The organism is Ferrovibrio sp. (assembly GCF_041906005.1).
Lineage (GTDB): Bacteria > Pseudomonadota > Alphaproteobacteria > Ferrovibrionales > Ferrovibrionaceae > Ferrovibrio.
In genome coordinates this window covers 1,212,132-1,230,000 of record NZ_JAYRJY010000001.1, presented here as the reverse complement: position 1 = coordinate 1,230,000, position 17,869 = coordinate 1,212,132, and the positions used below count along the sequence as shown (strand labels likewise).

At 54.9% G+C, this 17,869-nt stretch carries 5 protein-coding genes (1 of these 5 running past the window's edge); all 5 read left to right on the top strand.

Translation table 11 applies throughout. The features are described 5' to 3' along the window. Positions 1-1,768: the 3' portion of a type I secretion system permease/ATPase gene (locus ACE3OO_RS05800; RefSeq protein ID WP_374300708.1), read on the top strand. The gene continues 413 nt to the left of window position 1, outside the view; 1,768 of the gene's 2,181 nt are visible here — the last part of the coding sequence; the start codon falls outside the window, past its left edge; its stop codon occupies positions 1,766-1,768. A gap of 13 nt (positions 1,769-1,781) precedes the next feature. Beyond that, the gene (locus tag ACE3OO_RS05795; protein WP_374300706.1) at positions 1,782-3,158 is read left to right on the top strand and encodes an HlyD family type I secretion periplasmic adaptor subunit; all 1,377 of its coding nucleotides are present in this window, start codon (positions 1,782-1,784) and stop codon (positions 3,156-3,158) included. A gap of 91 nt (positions 3,159-3,249) precedes the next feature. Then, entirely contained in the window at positions 3,250-3,783 is a 534-nt protein-coding gene (locus tag ACE3OO_RS05790; protein WP_374300704.1) for a toxin-activating lysine-acyltransferase, read from the top strand. Positions 3,784-4,045: 262 nt separating this feature from the next. Continuing rightward, positions 4,046-4,978: a hypothetical protein gene (locus ACE3OO_RS05785; protein WP_374300702.1), complete on the top strand. Its 933-nt coding sequence runs from the start codon at positions 4,046-4,048 to the stop codon at positions 4,976-4,978. Positions 4,979-5,014: 36 nt separating this feature from the next. Next, positions 5,015-17,179, top strand: a complete 12,165-nt coding sequence (locus ACE3OO_RS05780) for a calcium-binding protein (RefSeq protein WP_374300700.1) — start codon at positions 5,015-5,017, stop codon at positions 17,177-17,179. The last annotated feature ends 690 nt before the right edge of the window (positions 17,180-17,869 follow it).

Genomic DNA, 17,869 nt, shown 5'->3' with positions numbered 1-17,869 from the left:
CGCGACCAGAGCCGACTTGGCTGGTCCGCTGCGGCGCTTCGATGTCAGCTGGTTTGTCCCCGCCATCATAAAATATCGCCGTATGTTTGGCGAAGTGTTGCTCGCTTCTTTCATCATCCAGGTCATGGCACTCGTATCGCCGCTGATGTTCCAGGTCGTCATCGACAAAGTGATGGTGCATCGCTCATTATCGACACTAGATGTTTTGGTCTTCGCGCTTATCGTGATTGCTGTCTTTGAGGCGATCTTTGGTGGCCTTCGCACCTATCTCTTCTCGCACACGACAAACCGAATCGATCTTGAGCTCGGCGCCCGACTGTTCTCCCATATCATGGGCCTGCCATTGGCATATTTCGGCGCGCGTCGCGTGGGCGATAGCGTGGCGCGCGTCCGCGAACTTGAAAATATCAGGAATTTCCTCACCGGGTCGACGGTGACAGTTGTCGTCGATCTGGCCTTCACGTTTGTCTTTATCTTCGTGATGTTTCTCTACAGCCCATTTTTAACGTGGATCACATTGGCCGCTGTACCGTTTTATGTCGGACTGTCGGTCGCCGTGACGCCCGTGCTGAAAGCCAGGTTGGATGAGAAGTTTGCCCGCGGCTCCGAGAATCAATCTTTTCTAGTCGAGCGCATATCGGGCATCGAAACGGTCAAGGCCATGGCTGTCGAGCCACAGATGCAGCGCCGTTGGGAAGAGCTGCTGGCGGCCTATGTGAAGGCGTCTTTCCGGGTTGGCAACTTGGCCAATATCGCTGGCCAGCTCGCGCAAACAATCAATAAAATTCTGATGGCGGCGACGCTCTGGTTTGGCGCAAAGCTTGTGATCGGTGGTGATCTTACGGTAGGCGAGTTGGTCGCATTCAATATGCTGTCCGGGCGCGTCAGTGGGCCGATATTGCGTATCGCCCAGCTCTGGCAGGATTTCCAACAGGCAAGATTATCGATTGAGCGTCTGGGCGATATTCTGAATACGCGAACTGAAAGCGGTGTGAGTGCTGGCCGTCAGTCATTACCGCCACTCAAGGGCCAGATCACTTTTGACCGCGTGACATTCCGCTATCGGCCGGATGGCCCGGAAGTCCTGCGCAACCTCTCGCTCGATATACCGCCAGGGCAGGTTATCGGCATCGTTGGCCCCTCTGGATCTGGCAAGAGTACGCTGACCAAGCTGGTGCAACGCCTCTATGTCCCGGAAGCCGGCAAGGTCGCCGTCGATGGTCTCGATCTTTCCATGGTCGACCCAACATCGCTGCGTCGGATGATTGGTGTCGTGCTGCAGGAGAACACTCTGTTCTCTGGCACCATCCGAGAGAATATTGCTCTTACCGATCCTGGTTCACCGCTCGAACGCGTGATTGCGGCCGCAGAATTGGCCGGCGCCCATGAATTTATCATGGATATGCAGCAGGGCTATGACACGATTGTTGGTGAGCGCGGAGCGACATTATCGGGTGGGCAGCGGCAGCGCATTGCCATTGCCCGCGCCCTCATCGGCAACCCCCGCGTCTTGGTTTTTGATGAGGCCACCAGCGCTCTGGATGTGGAGTCCGAAGCCGCCATTCAGGCAAACATGGATCGCATCTGCCAGGGGCGTACGGTATTGATCATCGCCCACCGCCTGTCAGCCGTGCGCAATGCCAATCGCATAATCACCGTTGAGCAGGGGCAGATTGTCGAGGATGGCACCCCAGAGCAGTTGATGCGGCAGGGCGGCCGTTTTGCCGCCATGATGCGGCAGCAGGTCGGAGGCTTGCACGTTGTTTGAGGGAATTGCCCGCATGGTGACAATCGGGCGTGCGGCTCTGGCCGCTGAGCGCGAGCGGGGTCCTGTACCGCGTCGTGAGCGTGACGAAATAGAGTTTCTGCCGGCTGCAATCGAAGTGCTAGAGACGCCGGCATCGCCGACCGCGCGCATCACCTTCTGGTCGCTTTCGGCCCTGTTGGCGATCGGCCTGATCTGGTCTTTTATCGGGCAGCTCGATGTTGTGGCGGTTGCCGAGGGCAAGCTTATACCGGCTGGCAAGACCAAGACCATTCAGCCCCTGGAAACCGGCGTGATCCGTGCGATACATGTCCAGGATGGGCAGTTCGTGCGTGCGGGAGACATTCTTGTTGAGTTAGATCCGACCGCATCTGGCGCTGATATGCGGCGGCTGATCTCTGATCTGGTTACCGCCCAGGCCGACTCGGCACGTCTGAGTGCGGCCGCATTTCCGACCGATCCATTGAAGCACTTTAAGCTGCCAGCGGGCGTGCCCCGCGCCATGGCGGAACTGCAACGGGGGCTGCTGGTCAGTCAAACCGAAGAGCATCTCGCTCGTTTGTCCAGCATGGACGCCGAAATGGAGCGCCGCGAAGCCGAGCGAAGATCGGTTGAAGCGGCGGTCAGGAAGATGGAAGAGGCCATTCCGCTGTTGCGGCAGCGCAGTAACGCACGGAGCGAATTGGCGGATAAAGGCTTTGGCTCGCGTCTGACGGCGCTTGAACTGCAGCAGCAATTGATCGAGATGGAGCATGAACTAAAATCACTGCGTCATCGTCGTGAGGAATCGCTTGCCGCTTTGCTGGCATTGCAAAAGCAGCGCCAACAGACGCGGTCCGAGTATATGCGTGACATACTGGCGCAGCGGAATGAGGCTGAGCGTAAGGTTGCCAGCCTTGAGGAAGAAGTTCTTAAAGCGCAGCAGCGCCATGGCCTGCAGACCTTGATGGCGCCGCTCGATGGTGTGGTGCAGCAACTGGCAGTCCATACGATCGGTGGCGTCGTGACGCCTGCCCAGGCATTGATGGCGATCGTGCCTGACGGCACGGGTCTCGAGGTTGAGGCGATGGTCCAGAACCGCGATATTGGCTTCATCCAGACCGGGCAGGAGGTCGAAATCAAACTTGAGACATTCTTGTTCACCAAATACGGCACCATTCCGGGCCGTGTGACTTCGGTTTCGCGGGACGCTGTCATGGATGAAAAGCGTGGTTTGATCTATCCCGCCCGCATCGCGCTGGATCGCGCCTGGATCAATGTCGAGGGACGCCAGATGGAGCTGGGGGCCGGCATGGCCGTAACGGCCGAGATCAAGACTGAACGCCGGCGCATGATTGATTATCTGCTCTCGCCCATCACGCGCTATCGTCACGATAGTTTGCGTGAACGTTAGGGTGTATCTCTCAACATGGCCTCAGGCAGTCGCTCGGGTGGCGATATAATGCCCGAACATGGAATCGCACACAGCAGGAGGTAATACGGGGATGGCGCGCAAGACAGTTGGTACGGACAAAGCGGAAAGCAACGGGAAGGGCGCTGCCGCTGAGCAGATACGGCAGAGTCTTGCGACATCCGCTGCCCGAATGAAGGATGGCGACGCATCGCCTGCCGGAGGCAGCCCTGCGACCGGGTCGCGTCCCAACCGCGAGGGGATCGGGTTCCTCGGCGAGGTGGCCTGGCTGATGATGATGGCGCCGAGCCACAAGCATCTCTTTCTGGCTGACCTTGAATGGCTGGTGGTGCCGCCGGTGGCGATGCGGCAGTTCCGCCTCTGGCGCAAAGACGGCATTCCGGTTGGCTACGCCTCCTGGGCTTTCGTCAATGATGACATCCACGCCCGCTTCCAGCAGGGTGTACGCCGGCTGGCGCCGTCGGACTGGAAGTCCGGCGAGCATGCCTGGCTGATCGATCTGATCGCGCCCATGGGCGGCGCGAAGGAAATGCTGGAAGAGACCCGATCAGTCGTGTTCAAGGACAAGGTATTGAATTTGTTTCAGGTCAGGAAACCAGACCTATGATCAGGTAGAATTACAATCAAAGATATACAAGTTTGCAGATTGTCATTCCTTCTGAAATAATTTTTCCATCGAATCTCTTCTAAAAGTAGAGGCGATGGGGCAAAAAATTGGAGCAGGCGGGGGCATCCAGGCGGCAAGAGCTGCCCGCTTTTCTGCATCCCTGCCTCATTTTTCCCCGAAAGGCGAACAGGCGGAGCCGGAGCCCAGGGGCCGACAGCCTTGGGGTCGCAGGCGGCACCGCCACCGATCCTGGCTGAAATGTTTGCTGTTTTTGCCGCTTCTCCTTGGGCCTTCATCGAACAGCCGCGCCTTTGAACTCTCCGAGGAAGGTCGGGTCGCCAAGGCCGCCGCCGACCGGAAGACGGAAGAGTATGCAAAGCTTCCGGACAGCGCCCTCAGGCATTTGCCGCCGTTGCAGTTCGTCTATGTGCCGGATGCGCGGAAGGAAGGCATTATCCGCCGCTGGCTCAGGGCCGGCCGCTGGACTCTCTACAGGAATCCCTCAACGCCATTCTACTGCAATGCGGTGCTCGATGCCCTGCTGGAATGGCGCGACATCCGGATCGTCGAGCCAAAAATCCGCGCCATCGCATTTGACGATCCGCAATTCGATGAACTGCACAGGCAGTGCCCCGGTTCAAAGCTACATGAAATGGAGTTCGAGCAGGTCGGCCTGCTCTACTTCGGCTACCACTTCAAGCTTTATGAGATTCCTCTGGCCTCTGGCGCAGAGGCCACGTTGCTATATGCCGAAGGTCTCAGACCAAGGGATGAAAAAGCCTGGCAGTATTTCGCAGCTCACGAGAACGAGCTGAAGCTGAAGAGTGGCTACCCTGGATACTATTTGTGGCTTGATCGCAAGACATGCTCGGCGCAGCCAAGAATAGAAGCGGGATTTCCGGGGGCCTTTGCATGGTTCTATGAGGACCCGGAGCGCAACAAGAATGGCGCCCAAATAAAAAGAATGTCGCATGAGACGATCGTCGCTGAAATCGATTCGGATTACTTCGTTGTATCGATCAATAGGCCTCCAGAAGACATCATCGAAGAACGAGGGCTGCTTCAAAGCCTATACATATCCAAAGTGCCGAGTGGTTCTACGATAAAGGCTTTTCAGGATTCCAGCGAAGTGGGGCCTGAAGTTTCGCCTTTGCCGAGACTAGCTCCGCATTGCAGCTTCGAAAGCGTAAAATGATTTTCTAATCATTTTTAATGAATGGGAAATGGCGACATGGCGGATACATTTCTTGATCGATTTAGAGCCTACATCAAAAATCGCGAAGGCATTGAGTATCAAATAAAACCTGACCCTGTCGGTGTCCCGACAATTGGAGCGGGGTATTCGCTTCTCGTCAAAGATAATACAAACAAGTTTGTGACAAGGGCTGATTTTAAAAATGCTTTCGGAATCGACCTTTCTCAGGCAGATAAAAACAACCTTGATACAATAGCGCGCTTTCTTAACAACGGGAACGTTTCAGCTGCGAGAGCAAAGGTTGATGAATTAAAAATTGCACCAGCTGACGGCGGAATTTTCAAGTTAACCTTGAATGATGCTCAGATAAACAATGGAATCGACTATGCGCTAAGCGATGCTAGCGAAAAGCTTTATAGTAGGCTTAAGAATTCGCTCGGCACAGATGGCGCAAATGCCGTTTTCCAATCACTTGGGGGTAATCCGAGTAGCCCAAAAGATTTAGCTGGAATCCAGGGGTCGGATCGTTTGCGCAGTGTGATCGATACCGCCTATCATTCTCCGAATCTTATCGGTTCCGGCTTGGCATCAGCTCTCGCTTCAAACGATCGCGTCGGTGTTTGGCTTGAGCTTCTCAAAAATTCTAACTCTCTTACGCAAAATGTTGATGTGCTGCGGGGATTCCAAAACCGTAGAGGTGTGGCTGCTGAAGCATTCAACCCCCTCAAAGATGATAATGGCAACCCGCTGACGGGCGCCGCGCTCGACGCGGCTCTCAGTAGGATTGCAGAAGAATCTGCAGCCCTCGCGAAAAAGCTCGGTCAGGTTGGGTACACCGCCGCCGATATAGAGCAAAAGGTCCTGAACCCCTTGAGGGCGGGGATTGATGATCCAGATGCCACAAACCGCCTGAATGATATTCAGAAGACAATGGCGGGTAAATACGAAGATGGTTACAAGGAATATCTTCGGCGGTTGACGAAGTCCGGTGACTTGCCGCCGATCCTGCAGGGGCAGGCCACGCAATATGGCTCTATCGCTGCTAATCTCCCCACCCAGCTTGGAAGCGTTGGCGGTGTTCCTTCAACCGAAGTCGATCCCATTTCGGTAGAGGAGTATGAAGTCGCCGACGATGATGGCGGCGTCTATCAGGTTCGAAAAGAGGTGTTCAGGGGTAGCGGGGGAAATCTCATACAGGTTGAGGGGTGGGATAATGGAAGTGTCACAACTATCCGCGCCACGCGATATTTGGATGCAGGCTACAGCGAAGAATATGTATTCAATCAGGGGGAGATTCCGCCAACCAATCCGAAAATAACGCAGCACGAAGACTATGGCTCTGGTGCGAATGCAAACTACGCGTCCTTCGGTGCCAATTTTGATGAGTTTGGAAACTATGTCGGCCGCGAGCTTGAAGGGATCAATGGTGTAGCGATCGACCCAAGTTTCCTCGATGCGTTGCAAACATCGGGCATTCAAACTGACCTGTCTGGCATCGCTGATGTGGAGGGCGACGGCGAGGAATACTGGTTCGACATGGGATCGGATTCCGGTGGCGCAGACGCAGTGTCTCTGGAGTATGATCCAGGTCTTGGGCAATGGGTAAGCCGACGCTATGAAGTGGTAGGTGGCAATGTTCTGATCGAATATACCCTCGACCCGGTATCTGGCGAAATCCTGGGTGAGCCAAATACCTACAGTTTCCAAGAGGCGGTCTTCGGTGAAGATGTTTCCCTCAGTGAAATGCGCAATGCGCGAAAGCAGCCGCAGTTCGATCCGGAGGTCTTGGCCGTCCAGGTGGCGGGGACAATTGGCTCGATTATCGGCTCACAGCTGGCGAGTCTCTTTGAAACCAACAATGTTGCCTTCGCCCTTTTTACGTCGACCTTTTCAAGTACAATCGGCAGCTATCTGCTGTCAAATATCGCCAGTGGCCACGCAGACGATATAAATCTTGCTGACTTCAAGGATGACTTGTCCGGTTCCTTTCAAGGTGCCATCGGCGGCTTCGCTGGTTCCTATTTCGGAAAAAAGCTGGCCGGTGTCCTTGGCGTCGATGAAAAATATGGAGAGCTTGTAGGGGGATCGGGCGGAACGGCTACAGGTAGTTACTATGCCGGGCAGGTACTGCATGAAGCGAAGGGCTGGCCTTACAGAAACCCAATTACAAACGAGCCCATTACGCTGGGTGGAACGATCGGTACGGCTGTTCCATCCGCTGTCGGCAGTTACTTCGCTAACCAACTGGCGACGCAATTGTTCCACGGCAATGGCTTGGGCGCTTCAATAGGTGGGCAAATTGGCTCGGCGATCGGCGCTTACGCCGGTAGCGTCATTCCCGGACTTGGGACGTTTCTTGGTTCAACCCTGGGGTCATTCATTGGCAATGCCATCGGTGGTTTGTTCGGCCCCGGATCCTCAGTCGGCCCCAATGCGAACGCCAATGTAAACTTCGTCGATGGGCAGTGGGTGCTGGGGAGCACGGGCTCTGACAATGGCGGCGATGTGCAGATTCCCATCGGTATGGCCACCGGCGCAATAGACATGCTGAACGGAATGGTCGAGACCATTGGCGGTACGGCAGTCCAACCGGGTGGCACAGTCGGGTATGCCTATTTCGCCAATGGGCCGGTCTTCTATGCGGGGGGAAATTCTTTCCCTGATATCCAGCAGGCGGTGAAATACGGCACCCTTGAATCGTTGCGAGGAACCGTGATTTCCGGTGGCGATGTCTATATGAAGCGCGCTCTGCTGAATTCCGACGCTACCAGCTTGGAACAACTGATTCTCGATGTCGATATTGGCCGGCAATGGGGCATCTACCAGGATAATCCGGAGCTGTTTGAATTTGCGTTGACCGGTGCGCCTCAGGATGTGCTCGACTTCTGGGCGCAGGTGCAGCAGCGGGCCGCATCCCTGCAGCTCGATACCCCGTCGACCGCTGACCAGTATGGTTATGAGCCACCGTTGCCGGATGATGTGTTCAGCACCGGAGGCGGTGGCACGCAGGCCAGCAGCGTAACGGCGCCCCAAGGCACTGGGTCGGATCCCATCGTGATCGATCTGGGGCGCGATGGCGTGCAGATGATTTCCATGGAGCAGTCCAGCGTGCTGTTCGAGATGGACATGGACGGCTTCCTTGAGAATACGGGCTGGATCGATGGCAGCGACGGATTCCTAGTCCATGACCGCAATCATAACGGCTATATCGACAATATCTCGGAGATGTTCTCCGAATATTACGATCCGGCCAATGCGGCCAGCGGCTTCGCGGCCCTGGCAACGCTCGACACCAACGCAGACGGCGTCTTTTCAGATGAGGATGCTGCCTATGGTGAAGTTCGAGTCTGGCAGGATGTCAATCAGAACGGCAAGACGGATCTGGGGGAGCTGAAAAGCCTGGATCGGCTTGGCATCTACGCGATTTCTCTCAACACGTCGCTGCTGGGCACCACCGTTGGCGGCAATGTGATGGTGGCGCAGACCAATTTTGGCCAGCTTGGCCAGACCATGGGTTCCGCCTATGACGTATGGTTCGCTCACGGCGGGCTTGGCGTGACATTTGAGAATTTTACCGCGCTGGGCGAGGGGTGGGCCCGCATGATCTTTGAGGATCGTCCGTCCATCGCTTTCCGGACCAATGTGGGCGCGATCGATCTTACTTTCGACAGTACCTTGGCCACCCACCTCGCAGGTGGGCTGGATAATGACATATTCACCGCGACCGGCGCCGGCGATGTGATGGTCGACGGCAATGGAGGCGCGGATATTCTGGCGGGCGCCAACGGCAACGACTGGCTGGTTGGCGGCGCCGGCAGCGACATCATTCACGGCGGCGCTGGCAACGATACGATCTTCATCGATGCCGAAGACCTGCTGCAGAATATCGACGGCGGCGCCGGAATCGACAAGATCGTCTACGAGGGAGCGGCTGGACTCAGTCTCGATCTGGCTGCAGTGAACGCCGAAGTGGCCATTCTGGATGATGGTGACGATGTCGTCAGCAACTCTGGCAATGCAGATGTGGCTATCGATGGAGCCGGCGGCAACGACGCCATCTCGGGGGGCGGTGGAGCCGACCGCCTGGATGGCGGTGCCGGCAATGACCATATCAATGGCGGGGCTGGTAACGATACGCTGATCGGGGGTGCCGGCAGCGATACCCTGACCGGTGGCGCGGGTAACGATGTATTGATGATCGATGCCGAAGATCTGGTGCAGAATCTTGATGCCGGTGATGGTCTTGACATGGTCATCGTGCAAGGAGAGGCCGGTGTCTCTCTCGATGCCGGCCAGATACATGCCGAAATCGTGTATGGCGCAGCTGGCAACGACACACTGACAAACAGCGGTGTTGCCGGAGTCGACTTCGATGGCGGCGATGGCGCCGATTTGTTATCCGGTGGCGACGCGGTCGATACGCTCAGAGGTGGTGCGGGGAATGACACATTGTCCGGCGGCGCCGGGGCTGACGTTCTCCAGGGCGGCAGTGGCGATGACCTTCTGTCCGGCGGCGCTGGCGCCGACAATATGGAGGGTGGCGCGGGCGATGACGTCTATGTCGTCGACAATGCCGAAGATGCCGTCATCGAGCTGGCCGGTGAAGGCCACGACCGAGTCGAGGCTGATGTCAGCTACACATTGGGCGCTACTGTCGAAGATTTGACGCTGACGGGCGCTGCCAATATCGATGGCGCTGGCAATAGTATGAATAACGTGATCGTCGGCAATGCAGGCAATAACAGCTTGTCAGGCGGTGCCGGTGCCGACGTCATATCTGGAGGCGCGGGCGACGATACGCTGGATGGTGGTACGGGCGCGGATGTCCTGAGCGGCGGCCTTGGCGGTGACGCCTATTTGCTGGACAGCTCCGCCGACCAGGTGATCGAGAATACGGACGAAGGCATCGATGGGGTCGTCATTGCTGCGTCCTATACGCTTGGCAACAATGTCGAGAATCTTACTTTAACTGGAACCATCGGTCTCTCAGGAACCGGCAACGCGTTGGACAACGCCATTGCCGGGACTGCCGGTGCCGATAGCCTGCTTGGCCTTGATGGCAGCGACACCCTGTCTGGTGGGGGCGGGGACGACACGCTGGATGGTGGCGCGGGCGCCGACACGCTGATCGGCGGGTTGGGCAATGACACGTACTATGTGGACAGTAGCGCCGATGTCGTGGTGGAGCAGGCCGGAGAGGGCACCGATACGGTCCTGGCGGCAGTGAGCTATGCGCTAGGCGGCAACATCGAGAACCTGATGCTGACCGGCGCTTCCAATACCAACGGCACCGGCGACGATGGCAACAACGTGATCACCGGCAATGCTGGAGTGAATGTTCTGTCTGGCGGTGCTGGCAACGACACGCTGGATGGCGGTGCGGGAGCGGACACCCTGATCGGTGGTGCCGGCGACGATCTCTATGTCCTCGACAATGCCGGCGACACGGTGACGGAGGCCGCAGGCGAGGGTTACGATCGGGTGCAGAGTGCGGTCAGTTTTGTCTCGACGGGTAACATCGAGGAGATCACGCTGACAGGCACGGCGCATATCAATGCCGCCGGTGACGATGGCGCCGATATCATCACCGGCAACAGCGGGAATAATATCATCGACGGTGGTGCCGGCGCGGACGTGATGAATGGCGGCGCTGGTAACGACACTTACTATGTCGATGATGTCAACGATACCATCACGGATATTTCCGGCAATGACACGATCATGGTCGGGTTTAGCTATGCACTTGGGTCTGGCGGCTCGATCGACAACATCACCCTCACCGGAACGGCCGATCTGAATGCTTACGGCAATGCTTTCGCCAATATCCTGACCGGCAATAGTGGCAACAATATCCTCGATGGCGGCAGCAACAACGATACGCTGATCGGCGGTGCTGGCGATGATGTTTATTATATCAGCACATATGACGTTATTACTGAGAATGCAGGCGAAGGCTACGATATCGCTTATGTCAACGCTGATTCATCTTTTACATACTGGACGCAAGTCGGGTCTTATGTAGAAGAAATTCACATGCTGAGTTCCGGTAAGCTTGAGGCAAACAGTCAGAATAATACGATATATGGCAGCTCGGGTAAGGACGAGATCAGTGGTGGCGGCGGCGCCGATACGATGATCGGCGGTCTGGGCAATGACTACTACTACGTCGATAACATCAACGATGTGGTCGTTGAGCATGCCGGGGAAGGCAATGACTCAATAGAAGCTACAAGCTCATTCACGCTTATGGCGGGATCGTCAATCGAGACAATTACCGGTAAAAGTACCGGAATAACGCTTGAGGGAAATGAGCTGGATAATTTTATTATCGCCAATAATGCTTCCAATACGCTCATTGGCGGGGCTGGCAATGATACGCTGCAAGTGTGGGGCGCGAACTCCACAATATATGGCGGCAGCGGCAATGATATCTTGCAGAACCAAACGGCGACCGCGTCGGTTACTTTTTATGGGGGGGCTGGCGATGATCATTATTATGGCGGAACGTATGGTGGGGCATTCATCGAGTATGAAGGAGAGGGAATTGATACCATTCACATATCGACGCATCTGACCAGCTACACAATTGCAGCGAACATCGAGAACCTCGAATTCTATATTAGCGATTGGTACAATTTCACACTAACTGGTAATGAACTCGACAATATAATCACCGTTCTGGCGACAACCTATACCGGCAACACGATCGATGCCGGAGCCGGCAACGATACGATCTACGGCGGCAACCGCAATGACACCATCATCGGCGGCGCCGGAGATGACGCCATGTATGGCGGTGCAGGAAATGATGCTTACTTTGTTGATTCAGAAGGCGACATAGTTGTCGACACTGGAGGCGTGGACACTATTCATACGGGGGCAAGCTATGTCCTCAGCGAGGGAATTGAAAATCTTGTGCTACTGGCTGGTGCCCTTAATGGAACTGGCAATGCAGTAAACAACACCATTACAGGAAATGCCGGCAACAATATCCTGGATGGTGGTGCCGGCAACGATACGCTGATCGGTGGTGCCGGTGACGATGTCTATATCGTCGACAGTGCCAGCGATGTAATCACCGAAAATGCCGGCGAGGGAAACGACACGGTCAAAGCGAGTTACAGCTATACGATCAGTGGCAATATCGAAAACTTAGAGCTTCTTGGCACGGCAGACCTGAATGGCATCGGTAGCGCCCAGAATAATGTCATTATTGGAAATGCCGGCAACAATATCCTGGATGGCGGCGCCGGCGCGGATACCCTGATTGGGGGAGCTGGTAACGATACCTATGTCATTGACGGCGTTGCCGATACTATTGTCGAGGCTATAGGTGGCGGGGTTGACGCTGTTCAGGTCAATTTTTCTTATGATCTTAGTGTTGTGGCCAATGTTGAAAACGTTGTTCTTGGTGGAACCGCCAATATCAATGTCACAGGTAATGCGGAAGCGAATGCGCTAACCGGAAACTCTGGGAATAATATACTGGACGGTGGAGCGGGCGACGATACGCTCAATGCGGGCGCAGGCGATGACACTCTGGTTGGCGGCTCTGGTGCAGATATTCTGATTGGTGGAACCGGTAACGACACTTATGTGGTCGATAACTTCGGTGATCAGGTGATTGAGCTGCCCGGCGGCGGCACTGATATTGTCATGGCCTCGACCAGTTATTCAATCAGCGAGAATGTCGATAATCTCACTCTGACCGGCAGTGCGGATACTGATGGAACGGGCAATGGCCAAGATAATGTCCTTACTGGCAATGCTGGGGTAAATACCCTCATCGGCGGCGCTGGAAATGACACTCTCGACGGTGGCGCAAGCGTCGATACGCTCATCGGCGGTCTGGGTGACGATATTTATTATGTTGATGGTTATAGCGATATCATAATTGAATATGCAAACGAGGGGTTTGACTCGGTTTACGCCAGTGTCTCGATTGATCTTTCGATCTTCGATTACGGTGGAATCGAAAACATAACCCTGACTGGAGCAGAAAACATCAGCATAACTGGGGATAGTCAAAGTAATAACATCGTCGGAAATTCAGGTGCCAACGTCCTGCTTGGCGGCGCAGGTGACGATATCATTAATGGCGGCGCGGGCGCCGATACAATGGTTGGCGGAAGCGGCAATGACACATTCTACGTTGATAATGTCGCAGATATAGTTTCGGAGAACGAAGGCGAGGGGGCTGACACAGTCTACGCCTCCGTTAACTTTGTTCTTCAGAATTGGGTTGAGAATCTCATTCTCACCGGTGTAGCAGCCAGTGGAACTGGGAATAGCCAAATAAACACTATAACCGGCACTGGCGGCGCCAATATTTTGGACGGCGGCGGCGGGGCCGATATTCTCAATGGCGGTGCAGGCAACGACGTTTACGTCATTGATGATACGGGCGATCAAATCATCGACAGCAGCGGCACCGATACGGTGCAGTCGTATATCAGCTATACATTGGCGGCTAACCTGGAGAATCTAACGCTTCTGGGCGCTGGAAATATTAACGCAACTGGAAATTCTGGTAATAACGTTCTTTATGGTAATTCAGCAAATAACATTCTCGATGGTATTTCGGGAAATGACACGATGTCTGGCGGCGCCGGTAACGATGTATATGTAATCAACGGCGGTGACACAGTTATTGAGAATGCCGGGGAAGGTATTGATACAATTATAGCTGATTTCAGCTATACATTGGCGGCTAACCTAGAAAACGCCACGCTTGTTGGAACGGCGACAAGTCTGACGGGAAACTCCGTCGATAATATTCTTCAAGGAAATTCGGCAAACAACAGCATTAATGGTGCCGCTGGCGCTGACACAATGATTGGCGGCTCCGGCAACGACACATATTATGTGGACAATGCCGGTGACAGCATCGTCGAGAATGCTGGTGAGGGCTATGACCTTGTCTATGCAGCCGCCAGTCATGCGATGGGGGGTAACGTCGAGGATCTAACCCTTCAAGGTTCGGCTGCAATTAATGGTACAGGAAATGCCGCTGATAATGTCATCACAGGCAATAGCGGTGTGAATACAATTATCGGCGGCGGCGGCAATGATACGCTCTATGGTAATCAAGGCAATGACACGTTGCTCGGAGATGTGGGGAATGACGCGCTTGACGGTGGCTCAGGCGCCGACGTCATGGCCGGAGGTGCGGGGGATGATACTTACTATTACGACGCTGGCGACACGCTGACCGAACTTGCTGATGACGGCATAGATACGGTGGTTTCTGGCATTTCTTTTGTTCTTGCTGGGAATTTTGAGAATTTGACTCTCACCGGCAGCGCCAACAATACCACAGCAACCGGCAACGCCGCCGACAACGTTATAATCGGCTCAGGTCAATCAAACACCCTAGACGGCAAAGAGGGTGCCGATACCATGTCCGGTGGCGCCGGCAATGACATCTATTATGTAGATAATATAGGTGACCTTGTTATAGAGGTTGCTGGCCAGGGAACTGACACGGTGCAATCCGCCGTCGACTATGCTCTGACCGCGAACGTCGAGAACCTTGTTCTGACCGGTAGCGCGGCGGTTGGTACAGGCAATGATCTTGGCAATATCATTACCGGTAACATTGCCGATAACACCCTGTCTGGTGGGGGCGGGGACGACACGCTGGACGGTGGCGCTGGCGCCGACACGCTGATCGGCGGGTTGGGCAATGACACGTACTATGTGGACAGCAGTGCCGATGTCGTGCTGGAGCAGGCCGGAGAGGGCACCGATACGGTCCTGACGGCAGTGAGCTATGCGCTAGGCGGCAACATCGAGAACCTGACACTGACCGGTGCTTCAAACACCAACGGCACTGGCGACGATGGCAACAACGTGATCACCGGTAATGCTGGAGTGAATGTTCTGTCTGGCGGTGCGGGCAACGACACGCTGGATGGCGGTGCGGGGGCAGACAGCCTGATCGGTGGTACCGGAGACGATCTTTATGTCCTCGACAATGCCGGCGACACGGTGACGGAGGCCGCAGGCGAGGGTTACGATCGGGTGCAGAGTGCGGTCAGTTTTGTCTCGACGGGTAACATCGAGGAGATCACGCTGACAGGCACGGCGCATATCAATGCCGCCGGTGACGATGGCGCCGATATCATCACCGGCAACAGCGGGAATAATATCATCGACGGTGGTGCCGGCGCGGACGTGATGAATGGCGGCGCTGGTAACGACACTTACTATGTCGATGATGTCAACGATACCATCACGGATATTTCCGGCAATGACACGATCATGGTCGGGTTTAGCTATGCACTTGGGTCTGGCGGCTCGATCGACAACATCACCCTCACCGGAACGGCCGATCTGAATGCTTACGGCAATGCTTTCGCCAATATCCTGACCGGCAATAGTGGCAACAATATCCTCGATGGCGGCAGCAACAACGATACGCTGATCGGCGGTGCTGGCGATGATGTTTATTATATCAGCACATATGACGTTATTACTGAGAATGCAGGCGAAGGCTACGATATCGCTTATGTCAACGCTGATTCATCTTTTACATACTGGACGCAAGTCGGGTCTTATGTAGAAGAAATTCACATGCTGAGTTCCGGTAAGCTTGAGGCAAACAGTCAGAATAATACGATATATGGCAGCTCGGGTAAGGACGAGATCAGTGGTGGCGGCGGCGCCGATACGATGATCGGCGGTCTGGGCAATGACTACTACTACGTCGATAACATCAACGATGTGGTCGTTGAGCATGCCGGGGAAGGCAATGACTCAATAGAAGCTACAAGCTCATTCACGCTTATGGCGGGATCGTCAATCGAGACAATTACCGGTAAAAGTACCGGAATAACGCTTGAGGGAAATGAGCTGGATAATTTTATTATCGCCAATAATGCTTCCAATACGCTCATTGGCGGGGCTGGCAATGATACGCTGCAAGTGTGGGGCGCGAACTCCACAATATATGGCGGCAGCGGCAATGATATCTTGCAGAACCAAACGGCGACCGCGTCGGTTACTTTTTATGGGGGGGCTGGCGATGATCATTATTATGGCGGAACGTATGGTGGGGCATTCATCGAGTATGAAGGAGAGGGAATTGATACCATTCACATATCGACGCATCTGACCAGCTACACAATTGCAGCGAACATCGAGAACCTCGAATTCTATATTAGCGATTGGTACAATTTCACACTAACTGGTAATGAACTCGACAATATAATCACCGTTCTGGCGACAACCTATACCGGCAACACGATCGATGCCGGAGCCGGCAACGATACGATCTACGGCGGCAACCGCAATGACACCATCATCGGCGGCGCCGGAGATGACGCCATGTATGGCGGTGCAGGAAATGATACATATGAAGTCAATGACTTCGGTGATACCGTCGTTGATACCGGTGGCACGGATACAGTGCGTTCTTGGATTTCTTATGCTCTCGGATCCGATATCGAAAATCTGACGCTCATCAGTGGTGCTATCAATGGCATCGGTAATGCGCTGAATAACACGATGACTGGTACAACCCAGGCAAATATCCTGGATGGTGGTGCCGGCAACGATACGCTGATCGGTGGTGCCGGTGACGATGTCTATATCATCGACAGTGCCAGCGACGTGATCACCGAAAATGCCGGAGAAGGCAATGATACTGCCCAATCATCTGTCAGCTATACTATATCGGCGAACGTTGAAAATATTACTCTGATTGGGAGCGGTAATATCAATGCCACTGGAAACGGTCTCGGAAACACTTTGATTGGGAATGCCGGGGGTAACACTCTGGATGGTGCTAGTGGGAACGATTCTCTGCTAGGCGGTCTTGGTAATGACACGTATATTTTTGGTCGGGGGGGGGGCAGTGATACTGTGCAGGATAGTGATGTCACTGTCGGGAATAATGACATAGTTCAGTTTCAGTCCTCCATTTCCACTGATCAGCTATGGTTTTCTCGTTCGGGCGATGATTTACAGGTGGCCATCATTGGCACCACTGATGTGGTAACAATAGATGACTGGTATGTGGGTGCTACTCATCAGATCGAGCAATTCCGCACGAATGATGGCAAGGTTCTGTCGAACGACAACGTTGACAATTTGGTAAACGCTATGGCGACCTTTTCAGCTCCTGCACCGGGGCAGACTACATTGCCTGCCGCATACCAAGGCGATCTGTTGCCGGTGATCGCGGCGAATTGGCACTAGTAGACAATGCGCCCCGGGAAAGAGCCTGAATAGCATTTGTAGCCCAAGTGTAAGTTTCTACGCCGATTCCCCCTCGATGATGGCAGGCCGCGGTTTGCGCCCGCCCCGCCGGGGGCGCGGATTGGCCATCTCGGGCAGGCGAATCGGAAATCCAGGATGGGACGCCGGCGGTCTTGCCGGTCGGCCGGCACGAGGCTGCGGAGAAGCTTCCCTAGAGACATTGGCTAGGGCGAAAAGCGGATGGGTTCGATCGACCCTAGATGCCTCGAATAAAAGGACATCCGAGAGCCGGTACCGGATCTGGCCGGGGAGCACAGTACAGCGGGGCGGCAAGTAGGCTAGGTCGCACTTCTGTATATAGGAGAGCGAGCAGCGCCATCGCGCGGCAAGGTCCTTCTGGGTCAGCAGGGAATCTGCTTCCAGGCTGTCCTGGCGATGCAAGTTGGCCGTGCTCATGGGGCCATGTTGCCGGGCTCGCCGGATCGAATCTATCGGCCTAAAGGCCGGCCGGCCAAGGGCCGCCATGGCATAGAATCCTTGAGTTCCGGGTGGTCGTGGCTCTGGTTGGCGGCCGGACAGCCGTTTGCTATACTGCAAACGCTCCAATTTCGCTCCACTGCCGAATGCAAAGCGGTCGGCGTCGGTGCAAGGGATTGCAGCTAAGTGATTGGGTTTTTTGGAGACAGGTCT

Excerpts from the sequence above, each read along its gene's own strand:
- ACE3OO_RS05780 (WP_374300700.1), top strand. The coding sequence starts at position 5,015 with ATGGCGGATACATTTCTTGATCGATTTAGAGCCTACATCAAAAATCGC.
- ACE3OO_RS05795 (WP_374300706.1), top strand. The coding sequence starts at position 1,782 with ATGGTGACAATCGGGCGTGCGGCTCTGGCCGCTGAGCGCGAGCGGGGT.
- ACE3OO_RS05790 (WP_374300704.1), top strand. The coding sequence starts at position 3,250 with ATGGCGCGCAAGACAGTTGGTACGGACAAAGCGGAAAGCAACGGGAAG.